This window comes from Alphaproteobacteria bacterium (assembly GCA_035625915.1).
Taxonomy (GTDB): Bacteria; Pseudomonadota; Alphaproteobacteria; order JACZXZ01; family JACZXZ01; genus DATDHA01.
Genome location: DASPOR010000229.1, coordinates 1 through 14,507, shown reverse-complemented (window position 1 = coordinate 14,507; position 14,507 = coordinate 1). Strand labels below are relative to the sequence as shown.

At 61.1% G+C, this 14,507-nt stretch carries 12 protein-coding genes; 8 read left to right on the top strand and 4 right to left on the bottom strand.

The window, feature by feature from the left end; translation table 11 throughout:
- Positions 1-15: 15 nt before the first annotated feature.
- On the bottom strand, positions 16-1,011 hold the full coding sequence (locus tag VEJ16_18585; GenBank protein HYB11670.1) for a DMT family transporter: 996 nt from the start codon (positions 1,009-1,011) through the stop codon (positions 16-18).
- Positions 1,012-1,069: 58 nt separating this feature from the next.
- On the opposite strand from VEJ16_18585, the gene VEJ16_18580 reads away from it, so the two are divergent.
- The 7 genes from VEJ16_18580 to VEJ16_18550 all read left to right on the top strand — a co-directional run bounded on the left by VEJ16_18580 (position 1,070) and on the right by VEJ16_18550 (position 5,657).
- Positions 1,070-1,891: an N-formylglutamate amidohydrolase gene (locus VEJ16_18580; GenBank protein ID HYB11669.1), complete on the top strand. Its 822-nt coding sequence runs from the start codon at positions 1,070-1,072 to the stop codon at positions 1,889-1,891.
- Positions 1,888-3,072 (top strand): carboxylate-amine ligase, encoded by a 1,185-nt coding sequence (locus VEJ16_18575; protein HYB11668.1) that lies wholly within the window; start codon positions 1,888-1,890, stop codon positions 3,070-3,072. Before VEJ16_18580 ends, VEJ16_18575 begins: the two co-directional genes overlap by 4 nt.
- 80 nt (positions 3,073-3,152) lie before the next feature.
- Positions 3,153-3,458, top strand: a complete 306-nt coding sequence (locus VEJ16_18570; protein HYB11667.1) for a DUF1244 domain-containing protein — start codon at positions 3,153-3,155, stop codon at positions 3,456-3,458.
- A 180-nt stretch (positions 3,459-3,638) separates the two neighbouring features.
- Positions 3,639-4,361, top strand: coding sequence for a hypothetical protein (locus VEJ16_18565; protein HYB11666.1), 723 nt, complete (start codon positions 3,639-3,641; stop codon positions 4,359-4,361).
- A 94-nt stretch (positions 4,362-4,455) separates the two neighbouring features.
- On the top strand, positions 4,456-4,698 hold the full coding sequence (locus VEJ16_18560) for a DUF2312 domain-containing protein (GenBank protein ID HYB11665.1): 243 nt from the start codon (positions 4,456-4,458) through the stop codon (positions 4,696-4,698).
- Positions 4,699-4,738: 40 nt separating this feature from the next.
- Positions 4,739-5,203, top strand: a complete 465-nt coding sequence (locus tag VEJ16_18555; protein HYB11664.1) for a cytochrome c — start codon at positions 4,739-4,741, stop codon at positions 5,201-5,203.
- A 127-nt stretch (positions 5,204-5,330) separates the two neighbouring features.
- Positions 5,331-5,657 (top strand): DUF2282 domain-containing protein, encoded by a 327-nt coding sequence (locus tag VEJ16_18550; protein ID HYB11663.1) that lies wholly within the window; start codon positions 5,331-5,333, stop codon positions 5,655-5,657.
- Positions 5,658-6,090: 433 nt separating this feature from the next.
- Here VEJ16_18550 and VEJ16_18545 read toward each other — a convergent pair whose 3' ends face one another.
- From VEJ16_18545 to VEJ16_18535, 3 genes are all read right to left on the bottom strand, one after another.
- Positions 6,091-6,822, bottom strand: coding sequence for an SDR family NAD(P)-dependent oxidoreductase (locus VEJ16_18545; protein ID HYB11662.1), 732 nt, complete (start codon positions 6,820-6,822; stop codon positions 6,091-6,093).
- Positions 6,823-6,907: 85 nt separating this feature from the next.
- Positions 6,908-10,384, bottom strand: a complete 3,477-nt coding sequence (locus VEJ16_18540; GenBank protein HYB11661.1) for an indolepyruvate ferredoxin oxidoreductase family protein — start codon at positions 10,382-10,384, stop codon at positions 6,908-6,910.
- A 182-nt stretch (positions 10,385-10,566) separates the two neighbouring features.
- Positions 10,567-12,405 carry an AMP-dependent synthetase/ligase gene (locus tag VEJ16_18535; GenBank protein ID HYB11660.1) on the bottom strand — a complete coding sequence of 613 codons (1,839 nt, stop codon included), beginning with the start codon at positions 12,403-12,405 and terminating at the stop codon, positions 10,567-10,569.
- A gap of 158 nt (positions 12,406-12,563) precedes the next feature.
- Between VEJ16_18535 and VEJ16_18530 the strand changes: the two genes are divergently transcribed.
- On the top strand, positions 12,564-14,366 hold the full coding sequence (locus tag VEJ16_18530; protein HYB11659.1) for a M3 family oligoendopeptidase: 1,803 nt from the start codon (positions 12,564-12,566) through the stop codon (positions 14,364-14,366).
- Positions 14,367-14,507 lie beyond the last annotated feature (141 nt).

Below are 14,507 nucleotides of genomic sequence, written 5' to 3'. Positions count from 1 at the left end.
ACAGGTGGGCATCACTCACTTGCTGCCGCGCCGCGCCAATACGATACCCGTAAGCACGGTGCCCGCCGCGACGATTTGGATTGGGGTAGGCGCTTCGCCAAGAACCGGCCAAGCGACGATCATGGCATAGATCGGCTGGATAAGAAGGCCGATCGCGATGAAGCTCGCGGGAAGGCCGGAAAACGCGTAAGTAACCAACCCTTGGCCGGTGACCTGGGAGACGAAAGCGAGGCCGAAAAGTGCCGCCCAGCCCTTGAAGGTCAAGGGAACGAGGGGGTCACCGACAATTTTTGAGACAGCGAGCAAGAGAAGTGCGGAGATCGCGGCCGTCCATGTCATGAGTGTCGCGGTCGAAAAGCGTCGGCGCAAGTTCTGGGTCGCAATCAAATAGCAACTCCAGAAGAAGGCCGAAGCCACGGCGAGCAAATCCCCGACAATCCCCTCGCCCCCGAGTGTTATGCTCTTGCCCATGAGCATGCCGACGCCGGCGAGCGTCAGGCCCATTCCGACGAGAAAGACCCGCCCGAAGCGCTCGCGCAAAAAGATAAAGGCGCCAAGCGAGACGAAAATCGGCGAAATGTTTGTTATGAGCTGGCCGTTTGCAACCGAAGTGTAACGCATGCACCAGCACCAGCACGTCGTGTTGACTCCAAAGAGCACCCCGGCCACGACGAGATCGCGACGATCGCGCCAGCTCTTCGGTTGCGTGAGCGGGTCGAGCCGCGGCCGCTCCCACCGTAGCCAAAGAAACAGCAGTGGTGTGGATAGGAAAACGCGGTAGAACCCGGTTGCCGTCGGCGGAAGTTCGGAGAGCTTGATGAAAACGCCCGACAAGGAGGTTGCAAAGCCGCCCAGGAAGAGGGCCGCGAGGGCAAAGCGCGTTGCACGCAGCCGGGCCGCCGCACCCGACTCTGGCGCGCCAATGTCCGCAGTGGGTGCTGTCGGCGAGGATACGGTCATTGGGTCGTTATAGGACGCCGGACGCGCGCCGACGTAGCGACCTTTCTGCATGGCTCGACTGCTTCAAAGCGCAACACTTTCGACTATAGTGCGATTCATGACGAAGACGATGAAGCAATCCCGGGACCACCCTGTGCAGCCATTCGCCCCACTCTTGAGCGCCGACGAACCGCCAGCCTTCGAAACCATCAATCTTGAGGGTACCGCACCGTTTCTTCTGATTTGCGATCATGCAAGCCGGCGCGTGCCGATGTCGCTCGGTTCGCTCGGTCTCGAGGCAACACTTCTACGCCGGCACATCGGATGGGACATTGGCGCAGCCGAAGTCGCGCGCTGGCTTTCCAAGCATTTCGACGCGCCTCTCGCGCTGACGGGTTATTCGCGCCTCGTCATCGATTGCAACCGCGCACTTACCGACCCGTCATCGATCCCCATCCTAAGCGACGGTGTCGTTGTCCCCGGCAATCGCCAGCTCGAACCGATCGATGCGAAGCGGCGACAGGAAGCGCTCTTCCATCCCTATCACGCGGCGATCGACGAAATTCTCGCAGGCTTCCGCGCACGGCGGCGCGTCCCAGGACTCGTCTCGATTCATAGTTTTACGCCAGTCTTCGATGGCTTCGAGCGTCCATGGCAGATCGGCATTCTGTGGGACCGCGACCCCCGCGTCGCGCTACCCTTGATGGCGGAATTGCGCAAAAGCCCCGGCCTCGATGTTGGCGACAATCAACCCTACTCCGCCCGGGAACCGAAGGGCTACAGCGTCACGACGCACGCGGTCGCCCATGGCTACCCCCACGTCGCGGTCGAAATTCGGCAGGACTTGATCGATACAAATCATGGTGCCGCGGCGTGGGCAGAGCGATTTGCCGATGCACTCGCACCCGTCATGCGCGAGGACTCGATTTATCGCGTGGAACATTTCAAGTGAGCAAGACGGCACGGCACGTCGAGGAACCCCCCTTCACAGTCGGCATGGAGGAGGAGTATCTGCTTGTCGACCGCACGAGCCGCGACCTCATTAGCGAAGCGCCGCCGACAATGCTTGCCGAGTGCGAGGCACTCCTCCAAGGTCAGGTTACGCCCGAATTCCTGCAGTCGCAGATCGAGGTCGGCACGCGCATCTGTACGACCCTCGGTGAGGCGCGCGCCGAGCTCGCACGTATGCGCAAGACTGTTGCCGGCGTCGCCGCGAGCCACGGCCTTGCCATCATAGCCGCGTCGACCCATCCGTTCGCGAGCTGGCACAGTCAGCGACCAACCTCGAAGGAGCGCTACGAAATTCTTGCCCGCGACCTTCAAGGTGTCGCGCGCAGACTCATCATCTGCGGCATGCATGTCCATGTTGGGATTCCAGACGACGATTTGCGCATCGACCTGATGAGCCAGGCGAGCTACGTGCTGCCGCATTTACTGGCGTTGAGCACGTCCTCGCCCTTTTGGCGCGGGAGTAATACGGGTCTCATGTCGTACCGTATCGCCGTGTTCTCGGAATTGCCGCGCACGGGATTGCCCGAACAGTTCGATAGTTGGGGCGAGTATCAGCGCCATGTGCGTGTGCTAGTCAACGCCGGGATCATCGAGGACGCCTCGAAGTTGTGGTGGGACCTCAGGCCATCCGCTCGTTTCCCAACTCTCGAAATGCGCATCACGGATATCTGTACGCGCCTCGAAGATGCGATTGCGATCGCCGCCGTCTATCGTTGCTGGCTCCGGATGCTATGGCGACTCCGGCGGGACAATCAGCGCTGGCGACGATATGCCTCGATGCTCGTCAATGAGAATCGTTGGCGCGCACAACGCTATGGGTATGACAGGGGCCTGGTCGATTTCGGCAAAGGGGTGATTGTACCTTATCCCGAACTCCTCGAGGAGATCCTGGCCATTGTGGCGCCCGACGCCGCGTATTTCGGCTGCGAGGCCGAAATAGCGCACGCGCGCACGATCATCGCGCGCGGCACTTCGGCGCATCTGCAGATCAAGACATTCGAAGACGCGAAGGCGGCCGGCGCCACCGAAAGCGAATCGCTGAAAGCGGTCGTCGACATGCTGATCGCCGAGACCTTGAATGGACTAGACGTGGACAAGCGCCTGGCGGCGCTTGGGTCATAACCGCGGCGCGTCGCAGTCTCGATTGACCGGACAAACCGCGATCCTACATAAATAGCTGGGACGGTTGGAAAGAGGACGACATGAACACCGACGACAGGATCCGTACAGAGCTCGAGGCCGCAGCCTTCCGCCGACTCGTACAACATTTGCGCGAGCGCGTAGATGTGCAAAACCTCGATCTCATGAATCTCGCAGGCTTTTGCCGGAACTGCCTTTCGCGCTGGTACCGGGAAGAGTCCGAGGCGCGTGGGATTGCCTTGCCGGACGAGAAGGCTCGCGAGATCGTTTACGGCATGCCTTATGGCGAGTGGAAGACGAAGTACCAAAAAGAAGCCTCGGCCGAACAGAAGGCCGCCTTTTCGAAATCCGGCCACGGCCGTCACTGATCGCACGCCGACCTTTGCGTGGCGCGCCTCTTCGATCTGATTGTTATGGTCGACTGGTCTGCCGCGAGCTATCCGGGCCCGCGAACAGAGACGGCCGACCAGATATGGATCGCCTGGGGATCGCCACAAAAAAGGCCCAGCCCTTGCTATTGCCGCACACGGCATGATGCATTCGGGCATTTGCTCGGCCTACTGACAGAATGCGGCGGCAACGCTCTCGTCGGTTTCGATTTCCCGCATTCCTACCCGAAAGGTTCCGGCCTTGGGGGTGGACGCAAGCTTGCCGCACATCTCGCCTCCCTGATCGACGATCGACCCGACAATCGCAATAACCGATTCGAAGTCGCACGCCGCCTCAATCGCGAGTTGGGAAACCCGCCGGGGCCGTTCTGGATGGTTCCTGCAAAGGAGGCGGACCGGACGCTGCCAACGAAACGTCCGCGATTGCGGGGCGATCACTTCGACGGCGCCGATTTCGGCGAGTACCGCACGGTCGATCGGTTTTTGCGCGAGCGGCGTGAATACCCGCAATCGACCTGGAAGCTCGGCGGAGCCGGATCGGTCGGGAGCCAGACGCTTCTCGGGCTGCCTGTCATGCACCGGCTTCTGACCGCCCCCGAACTCGCTCATCGCTCCCACATATGGCCGTTCGAAACGAATTGGGATGAGTGGCTCGATGGCATCATTCACGCGGAAATCTGGCCGAGTTTAAGGCGCTTCTCGCCCGAACGTCAGCCTCACAAGATCAAGGACGCACGGCAGGTCGCGGCGGTGCGCGACACCCTGCTCGAGGCGGACCGCCGAGGCAAGTTGCGCGGTTGGTTTGCACGGCCGAGTCGCCTGAGCGCTGTGGAAAACCTCGGGTGCCTCGCCGAAGAGGGTTGGATTCTCGGTGTGCAATGAGGAGCTTGCGTAGGCGACTTGTCAGCACCAGGGGCGCTCGTTATGAGTCCTCGTCCCGGCGATCAACGCGAGTCATAGGCAGGAGAACGAGACGATGCCCGATGTCGGCGGAATTGCGACCGAGCAACTACGCTCCTTCGTGGAGCGGATCGAGCGGCTGGAGGAGGAGAAAAAGGCCTTATCCGACGATGTCCGCGACGTCTACGCCCAGGCAAAGGGCAGTGGGTTCGATCTCAAGGTGCTGCGTCAGGTGATCCGTCTGCGCAAGATGAACAGTTCCGACAGGCAGGAGCAGGAAACGCTTCTCGATATTTACAAGCGCGCCCTTGGGATGTGAGTGGGATTTGCCAATCCGCTATTGCGCCGGTTCCACTCTGATGCGGCGGATCTCCCGGCTCTGCATCCTTGCAGCGCTGATTGCCGCGATGCCTGCGTGGTTGACCTGGCTGAGTGCTGCGCCCACGAGCAAGGCAGATCCGGATAATCCGTCGCAAGTTGCGCTCGGCGCCGAGGTCTACGCGCAGCGATGCGCTTCCTGCCATGGCAAGAACCTCGAGGGCGAGCCCAATTGGCGGAATCGCAAGCCCAATGGCCGCAACCCGGCGCCGCCCCACGATTACCACGGCCATACTTGGCGCCATGCGGACGACGAACTCTTCGGGATGGTAAAGGATGGCTTCGCGGCTTATGCGCCTCCAGGCTATCAAACCGACATGATGGGGTTCGCCGATCAGCTGTCGGACGACGAAATATGGGCGGTGCTTGCCTTCATCAAAAGCAAATGGCCGCCGGAGTTCCGCGAATACCAGGCAAAAATAACCGAAGGCGCGACGCCCCGGTGAAGCGAAATGCTGAAGTACGACTCCAATACGTCGTATCGCTTGCGGCCGGGAAACCGACGGCGCGGAGCGGTTGCAAAGAACCGGCATTTGCCCTATGTCTCAAGGGCCGCCTCGCCGGGAGTTGGCCATGAAGTTGTCGCTCTTGATCGCATCTGCCATTGCTACGGTCACCGCCACGCCTGTGTCGGCCGAGAGCGGCAGCAATCAGCCGATCGATGAAAAATGCTATGGCGTTTCCATTCACGACGTTTCCGCGTGTGGAACCGATTCCAATAGCTGCGCATATATGGCAGATGCCGCGAAAAACGCCGGAGCGTCTGTGACCGGTAGCACAATGCCCACAGGCCAAACACAAGCCGCCCAAGAAAAGGGTGAAGAGATTTGGGCATACGTCCCGAAAGGCACGTGCGTGAAGGTCTACGGTGGAAGCCTAACGGCCAAGAGCGCTTCGTAACCGCGGACCGAAGAACGTTATGATGGTATCGGCATAATACCCATCACGTCGATCGTCAAATTATGCGCATGGCCTGCGAAAGAGACGAAGGGCCGTACCTTCGATCATGTAAAGTGCGACACCTACCGACCGAACGATGTCCTTCGCCAGCTCACGAGCACCTAGCGCGAAACGGATCGTCAAGCATGGGGTGGACTAGCCACATCGTAGACGCGAAGGTTCCGATGGGGCTGGAAGAAAGAACGTGGTTCGCCTTTAACTGAGGGCACCCTAGTGTGGTGGATTTGAAGTTCCTGGCATTTTGGTGGCATCCGCGTTTAGGAACTTCAAATCCGAATACCACACTCGATACAATATATTCCTCGTGTGGCTTTGAATCCGAAATTCGCTCAACGTCCCGCACCCAGATGTGGCGAATTTCGGATTCGCCACACTAGAATTTTTCGACCCAAGGCCGCAGATCGAACTCGAGCGTCCAGGCACTCCTCGGCTGGCGATGGACCTGATAATACGCATCGGCAATCGCGTCGGGTTCGAGAATTGCATCGGGTCCGCGTTCATTGCGCCGGTAGCCGGCACGCTCGCCCGCAATCTGGCCGTCGATTATGGCATGGGCTACATGGATGCCCTTGGGCTGGAACTCCCGCGCCATGCTTTGTGCGAGGGCACGCAGGCCAAATTTGCCGACCGCCAAATTGTGGAACATGGCGCCACCGCGCAAGCTTGCCGTGGCGCCTGTAAAGACGATGGTCCCTCCGGCTCCGCCGGCCTCGACGCGAGACAGCATTGCGCGCACGGCCGCAGCGCCCACCAGGAATCCACCGAGACAGGACACACGCCAGCAGCGCTCGAACTCCTCGACCGTGGTATCGAGGATGCCCTTGCGCATGAATGCGCTTGCATTGTGCACCACGAGGTGCGGAATGCCGAGTTCGGCCTTCACGCGACCGAAGAGACTCTCGACCTCGCGCGGGGCCGTCGCGTCGCACGCGTAGGCGCGTCCTTGTCCACCGAGCGACTTCAATTCTTTCGCCAGGGGTGCCAGCTTGTCCGGCGTGCGTGCCGCGAGTGCGACGGCCATGCCCGCCTTTGCGAATCGCCGCGCCAGGGACGCCCCGAGACCGGGTCCAACGCCTACGACAACGGCTATTTCCTGCTCTGCCATCGAAGACTCCTCGCTCTTAGTCCGTATCGTGATCCGCCGCGGTCAGCAGGAGAGATCAGCCACGCTCGCTTCACGGGACCTTGTGCTACTCCGCGGCCGTCGCGTGGGAAGGCGGTGCCCGAAATGCCGCAAGTAATTCCGCTTCGTGCGCTTTGGCGTCCTCGATATGCCGGTCCTTTACGTGCCCATAGCCGCGAATGTGTTCCGGAATCGAAGCGATTTCGACCGCGAGTGCGAAATTACCATGATCAAGTCCCGCCATGAGTTCCTCGATCACCGCTTCATATGCCGGGATGAGTGCCCGCTCGCGCTTGCGTTCGACGGTCCGGCCGAAGGGATCGAGCCAGCTCCCCCGCAAACCCTTCAATTTCGCGAGCAACTTGAAGGCGCTGAACACCCACGGCCCAAAGGCACGCTTCTGAAGCTCGCCCGTCGTTGCATCGCGTCGCGCCAAGATCGGCGGGGCCAGATGGAACTTGAGCTTGAATTTCCCTTCAAACTGCTCGTCGATCGCCTTTGCAAAATCGCCGCTCGTAAAAAGCCGCGCCACCTCGTATTCATCCTTGTAGGCAAGGAGCTTGTAATAATACCGCGCAACCGCATCGGAAAAACCGCTCTTGCCCTTGGCTTTTTGAGCTTCCGCGGCGCGGGCGCGGTCAACGAGACGTTTATAGCGGGCCGCGTAGGCGGCATCCTGATAGGCAGTAAGATCCTCGGTACGCCGTTCAATCGTTTCGTCGAGCGTGGGTGAAATCCGCTTAGATGGCGCAACGGCCTTGGGTGCTGCGATCATCTCGACCGTGGCAAGGTCGTGCGCTGCGCGCCGGCCCCAGAGGAACGCCTGCCGGTTCATCTCGAGCGACACACCATTGAGTTCGATCGCCTTTAGGATCGCTTCGTCCGAAACCGGGACGAAACCCTTCTGATAGGCAAACCCCAGCATGAAGAGGTTGGTCGCGATCGAATCGCCCATGAGCGCCGTTGCGATCCGGGTGCCTTCGACAACGTCGAATGCCCGGTCACCGACCGCTTCCCTGACCATTTGCACAAGGGCCGAACCCGGGAAAACGAGATCGGGGTTGCGCGTGAAATCGCCGGTTGGTGTTTCGTGGCTGTTGATGACGACGCGAGTGAGGCCTTCGCGCATTTTGCCGAGCGCTTCACTGCCCGCCGCAACGACGAGGTCGCAACCGAGCACGAGATTGGCATCGCCCGCCGCTATGCGCGTCGAGTGAATGTCCTCGGGCCTTCCGGCAATGCGAACGTGGCTAATTACGGCCCCGCCTTTTTGCGCAAGGCCGGTCATGTCGAGCACGGAAACGCCCTTTCCCTCGATATGGCTCGCCATGCCGATGAGCGCCCCAATCGTGACGACGCCGGTACCCCCAACGCCCGTCACGAGGACGTTGTAGGGATCGGTACCGATCGTGGGCAGGATTGGCGCAGGAAGGTCTGCAAAGGGTTCGGTTGCGACGGCCGCCGCCCTGCTTTTTCTGAGCTTTCCGCCGTGCACGGTCACGAAACTCGGGCAGAAGCCGTTTACGCACGAGAAGTCTTTGTTGCACGAGGATTGGTCGATTTGGCGCTTGCGGCCGAATTCGGTCTCGACAGGCACCACGGACAGGCAGTTGGATTTGACGCCGCAGTCGCCGCAACCCTCGCATACCGCCTCGTTTATCACGGCTCGCATCGCTGGATCGGGGAACGTGCCGCGTTTGCGCCGGCGACGCTTTTCGGCGGCGCAGGTTTGATCGTAGACAAGCACCGAGACGCCCGGCCACGCGCGCAGCTCCTTCTGCACGGCGTCGAGCTCGTCGCGATGGTGCACTGTCGTGCCAGCCGCGAATTCGGTCCCAACCGCGTACTTCTCGGGCTCATCGCTCACGACCGCGATGCGACGCACCCCCTCGCCATAGACCTGCTGGGTGATTTTCGGAACCGTGAGTTGGCCGTCAACCGGTTGCCCGCCCGTCATCGCGACGGCGTCGTTGTAGAGAATCTTGTAGGTGATGCTGGCCTTGGCGGCGACGGCGGCACGGATTGCGAGATAACCCGAGTGGAAATAGGTGCCGTCGCCGAGATTGGCGAAAACGTGCTTTTCCTCGGTGAAGGGGACCTGCCCGATCCAAGTGACGCCCTCGCCACCCATGTGCGTGAAGGTCGCCGTTCCCCGATCCATCCAGATCGCCATGAAATGGCATCCGATTCCCGCTAATGCACGGCTGCCATCCGGCACCTTCGTCGAGGTATTGTGGGGACAGCCGGAGCAGAAATAAGGGATGCGCTTGAAGTCCGGTCCCTTCGCCTTCAGCGCGCGCTCCTTGGCTTCGAGGAAGCCGAGGCGGTCCTTGATCCGCTCGCTCGTGTAAAAGCGTGCGATCCGCTTCGCGATCACCCGGGCGATGCGAGCGGGTGTGAGCTCGTCATAAGACGGAAGTTGCGCTTCGTTTTCCTCGTCGAACTTTCCGATCACACGCGGCCTTACGTCTGGGCGCCAGTTGTAAAGCTGCTCTTTGAGCTGATTCTCGATGAGCGCCCGCTTTTCCTCGACCACGAGGATCTCCTCGAGACCTTCCGCGAAATGGCGCACGCCGTCTCGCTCAAGCGGCCAGCTCATGGCGACCTTGTAGACGGTTAACCCGATATCCGCGGCGAGCTTCTCGTCGATCCCGAGATCATCGAGCGCCTGGCGAACGTCGAGGTAGGATTTGCCCGTGGTCACGATACCGAATCGCCGTTTCGGACTGTCGATCACGACCCGATCAAGCTTGTTGGCGCGGCTAAAGGCAAGGGCCGCGTAAAGTTTGTGGCGCATCAAGCGCTCTTCCTGGGGCATCCAGTGATCGGGCCAGCGGATGTTGAGCCCGCCTTCCGGCATCTGAAAGTCTCCCGGCGTCACGATCTCGATTCGATGCGGATCGACATAGACCGAGGCCGAGCTCTCGACCGTGTCGGCAACCGTCTTGAAGGCGATCCAGCAGCCGGAGTAGCGCGACATCGCCCAACCATAGATGCCGAGGTCAAGGAACTCCTGGACGCCGGCCGGGTTCAAGACCGGGATCATCGCGGAAACGAAGGCATGCTCGCTTTGGTGCGGCAGCGTCGAGGATTTCGCCCCGTGGTCGTCGCCCGCCAGCACCAGCACGCCGCCGTGCCGGGCGCTACCGGCGAAATTGGCGTGCTTGAGGACATCGCCGCTGCGGTCGACGCCGGGTCCCTTGCCGTACCAGATCGCATAGACGCCGTCATATTTTGCGCCGGGAAACAGCCCCACCTGCTGACTGCCCCAGATCGCGGTCGCGGCCAGGTCCTCGTTCACGCCGGGTTGAAAATGGATGTGATTCTTTTCGAGGAAGCGTTTTGCTTGCCAAAGGGCCTGGTCGAACCCGCCGAGCGGGGAGCCGCGATAGCCGGATATGAAGGCGGCCGTGTTGAGCCCTGCCTTCATGTCGCGCTGGCGCTGCATCATGGGCAGGCGCACCAGCGCCTGCGTTCCGGTCACGAAGACTCGGCCGGATTGCAGCTCATATTTGTCATCGAGTGTTACCGCGGCGAGCGCCATGACGATCCTCCCATGCCCCGAGCTAAATCCCGTTTGCCGCTCCGGCAGGTTTGTTACGCCGGATGAGAGTAGTTTTGGATCGCGGGCAAGGCAATGTTACCAGAGAGTCCGGGGACAGAACGCAAGATTGCGTCCACGGCGCCCGCGCGCCCGGTTCGGGAATTTCCCCCGTCTGGCGGCCGTCACAATCCCGTTGCGCGGGAGGGATGCTCCGTTCGAGACTCGACTCCGCGATCCTGGTAAAGCCCCTCCAGCGCATCGCCGTAAACGCGCCTAATCACGTGGCGTCGAATCTTGAGGGAGGGTGTCAGCATGCCGTTCTCAATGTCGAAGCCGCCACCTGCGAGGATGAAGCGGCGAACCCGCTCGATCGGTGAGAGCCGCGCATTGACCCGCTCAACCGCCGCACCCACTGCAGCGTGAAAGGCCTTGTCGCCCGCCAGCTCGGCGAGCGAGGCCTTTTTGCCATTCGCGGACGACCATTCGTCGGCAAATTCCGCTCGCGGGACAATCACGGCCACAAGATATGGCCGCTTGTCGCCGTGAACCATCGCTTGTGCGATCTCGGGCTCAAGGGTGAGAAACCCCTCGACGCGCTGGGGCGATAGATTGTCGCCACCAGAATTGACGATGATGTCCTTCTTGCGGTCGGTGATCTGGATATGGCCGTCCTCGTCGATGACGCCAATGTCGCCCGTATGGAGCCAACCGTCGCGAAGCGCTTGGGCGCTACCCTCCGGATCGTTCCAATATCCCTTCATGACAAGCTCGCCCCGCACGAGAAGTTCGCCATCCTCCGCGACCCGGACTTCGACGTCCTCGAGCGGCGGGCCAACGGTGTGGAGCTTGATCTTCGAGGGCCGATTGCAGCTCACGACCGGCGCTGCCTCGGTCTGGCCGTAGCCTTGGAGGAGCGTGAGGCCAAGAGCGGTGAAAAAGACACCCACCTCCGGATTGAGGGGCGCACCCCCCGAAACGAGGGCCTTGAGCCGGCCGCCAAAACGCGCCTTCACCTTTTTTCGAACGAGTAAATCGAGCACCAAGTCGATGCAGCGCTCCCACAAACTGAGGCTGCGAGGTGTCCGATAACGCTTGGTGCCGAGCGCCACCGCCTTCCAGAAAAGCCGTTGCTTGAAGGCGCTTTGGCGCTTCATCCCGGCGGTGATCCGCCCATGGAGCGTTTCGTAAAGTCGCGGCACCGCCGTCATGATCGTGGGTCTCGCCTCGACCATGTTGGCGCCGAGGGCTTCCGCACCCTCGGCATAATAGATCTGCGCACCGATCGAAATGGGAAAGAATAGCCCCGCTGCGTGCTCGTACGCATGGGAGAGGGGAAGGAACGACAGAAATACTTCGTCCTCGAGGCCAAGCTGGCGCAGCAGGACCTGCGCCCCCATGCAATTGCAGATGATCGCACCGTGCGTTAGCGTAACACCGCGCGGCATCCCGCCTGTACCGGAGGTGTGGATGATGCAGCTCAAATCGTTCCGCGCGATCGACGCAACCGCCTCGGCCGTATCGTCGGGTGCGGCCTCGCCTCGCCCGATCGCATCTTCCCAGCTATACACGTCGACGCCGGGATATTGCGTGAGCCCGTGCGGCTCGATCGCGACGATGAATTTGACGTGCGGACAAAGGCGCGCGGCGGAAATCAGGTCGACACAAAGCTTGCGCGTCGACACGATGATCGCCTTGGCCGTTGTATTGTTCAATATGTGGCGATGATCGTCGACCGTATTCGTCACATAGCCGGGTACGGTAATGGCGCCCGCGGCCATGATTGCGACATCAGCGATGGCCCATTCGGGCCGGTTCTCCGAGACGAGCGCCACACGGTCCCCGCGTTCGACCCCGAGCGCGCGCAAGCCTCGCGCGAGCGCACTTACTTGGTGCGCCGCATCGGTCCAACTGATCGGCCGGTAGGCGCCCGCGCGCTTCGCCCACATGAAGGGCTTGTCGCCGAGACTCTCGGCCCGCTCGAAAAACATGCGGGCGAGATTGGGAATACTGCGGTAATCCATAACGTTATTCCAGCACTGCCCGGATTCTCACGATCCTTTGGCCGGTTGCCAGGATATGGCGGCACTGATTTCTCTCATGTCCTGCCTAAAATCGGAAGCGCCAAAAAACTTGGCGCGCGTGGGGAACGGACCTATATGCTGGCGTCCGGGAGGTGGTCATGGCGGATGGCGTTCAAAACAGAAGGATTTCGCAGCTTGGTGCCGGCGATTTGCCGGAATGGAACCTGAGGGATCTTTATCCTGGCCCGGATTCGCCGGAGCTTGCCCGCGATCTTGATACGAGCGGCAAAGCTGCCGCGGATTTCGTCCGACGCTATCAAGGCAAGTTGTCCGGACTTGACGGCGAGGCTCTCGCCGGCGCCATCGTCGAGTATGAGCGGATCTCGGAGCTCGTCGGCCGGATCGGAAGTTACGCGGAGTTGCGTCACGCGGCGAATATGACGGACCCTGAAGTTTCCCGTCAGGCTCAGGACATCCGCGAAAGGGTGACGGATATTTCCGCCGCGACACTTTTCTTCACCCTCGAGCTCAACCGGATTGACGACGCGCGCATCGAAGCGCTCCTCAAGGAGCCAAAGCTCGCGCGGTACCGGCCGTGGCTGCGCGATGTGCGTGCGTTCCGCCCCCATGAACTTTCGGACGAGGCAGAGAAGCTCCTGCTGGAAAAGTCGGTGGCCGGTCGTCAAGCATGGACGCGTCTCTTCGATGAGACGCTTGCCGCCCTCAGGTTTCCAGTCGGTGGAAAGGAGCTCTCGAACGCCGAGGCGCTCCATCTTCTCTCCCACAAAGACGAGAATGTACGGCGCGAGGCGGCCAAGTCGCTCGGCAAGGTCTTATGCGACAATGAGCGCCTTTTCGCCCTCATTACCAATACCCTCGCGAAGGACAAGGAAATCGAGGACAGATGGCGCCGTTTCCCCACGCCTATGGCGGCACGTCACCTTTCGAACCACGTCGAGGCCGACGTTGTCGACGCGCTCGTGAAGGCGGTCGACGACTCCTATCCGCGCCTTGCGCACCGGTATTACCGCATTAAGGCGCGGTGGATCGGTAAGGAGAGACTCGAATATTGGGACCGCAACGCCCCACTCCCCGAGGACGATGACCGCGAGATTCCGTGGACTGTTGCAAAGACGACCGTGCTGAACGCCTACAATGATTTCGAGCCGGAGCTCGCAAAGCTCGTCAATAGGTTCTTCGAGCAGCCCTGGATCGACGCGCCGGTGCGGCCAGGAAAGTCCCCGGGGGCGTTCTGTCATCCGACGGTGCCTGCCGCTCATCCCTATGTCCTGATGAACTATCAAGGCAAGTCACGCGACGTAATGACGCTCGCGCATGAACTCGGCCACGGCGCGCACCAAATCCTCGCGGCGCGGCAGGGCTACCTCATGTCGGACACCCCACTCACGCTTGCCGAGACCGCGAGCGTGTTCGGCGAGATGCTGACATTCCAAGCCATGCTGCGCGACGAGAAAAGCCCGAGGCGCCGGCGCGTCATGATAGCGTCGAAGGTTGAGGACATGCTGAACACCGTGGTGCGGCAGATCGCGTTCTACGAGTTCGAACGCCGCGTTCACGGCGAGCGCCGCAAGGGGGAGCTTACCGCGGCGCGGATCGGTGAAATCTGGCTTGAGATCCAGCGACAAAGTCTTGGCGACGCGTTTCAATTCGACGATGAATACCGCATCTACTGGGCCTATATCCCTCATTTCATCCATTCGCCCTTCTACGTCTACGCTTACGCTTTCGGGGACTGCCTCGTGAATTCGCTTTACGCAATCTATGAGCGTGCTGAACAGGGATTCCAGAAGAAGTACCTCGACATGCTGCGGGCGGGTGGCACGCTCCATCACAAGGAGCTCTTGGCGCCATTCGGCCTCGACGCGACCGATCCCGCCTTCTGGGCCCGCGGGCTCGGACTCGTGTCGCGCTTCATCGACGAGCTCGAGAACAGCATGTAATGGCACAAAAATCGTCCCAGCCGAAAAGGGGATCGGTCGAGAACGAGGCGAGCACCTTTGGCGGCCGTGTGATGCGTTATGCGCGTGTCGGGCGTGCCGTCGGCGGACTCGCGGTAGAACTCGCGGGCAAGCGATATCTCG

Coding starts and splice junctions, on each gene's coding strand:
- VEJ16_18585 (HYB11670.1), bottom strand. CDS start 1,011: ATGCAGAAAGGTCGCTACGTCGGCGCGCGTCCGGCGTCCTATAACGAC.
- VEJ16_18580 (HYB11669.1), top strand. CDS start 1,070: ATGAAGCAATCCCGGGACCACCCTGTGCAGCCATTCGCCCCACTCTTG.
- VEJ16_18570 (HYB11667.1), top strand. CDS start 3,153: ATGAACACCGACGACAGGATCCGTACAGAGCTCGAGGCCGCAGCCTTC.
- VEJ16_18560 (HYB11665.1), top strand. CDS start 4,456: ATGCCCGATGTCGGCGGAATTGCGACCGAGCAACTACGCTCCTTCGTG.
- VEJ16_18555 (HYB11664.1), top strand. CDS start 4,739: ATGCGGCGGATCTCCCGGCTCTGCATCCTTGCAGCGCTGATTGCCGCG.
- VEJ16_18550 (HYB11663.1), top strand. CDS start 5,331: ATGAAGTTGTCGCTCTTGATCGCATCTGCCATTGCTACGGTCACCGCC.
- VEJ16_18545 (HYB11662.1), bottom strand. CDS start 6,822: ATGGCAGAGCAGGAAATAGCCGTTGTCGTAGGCGTTGGACCCGGTCTC.
- VEJ16_18540 (HYB11661.1), bottom strand. CDS start 10,384: ATGGCGCTCGCCGCGGTAACACTCGATGACAAATATGAGCTGCAATCC.
- VEJ16_18535 (HYB11660.1), bottom strand. CDS start 12,405: ATGGATTACCGCAGTATTCCCAATCTCGCCCGCATGTTTTTCGAGCGG.
- VEJ16_18530 (HYB11659.1), top strand. CDS start 12,564: ATGGCGGATGGCGTTCAAAACAGAAGGATTTCGCAGCTTGGTGCCGGC.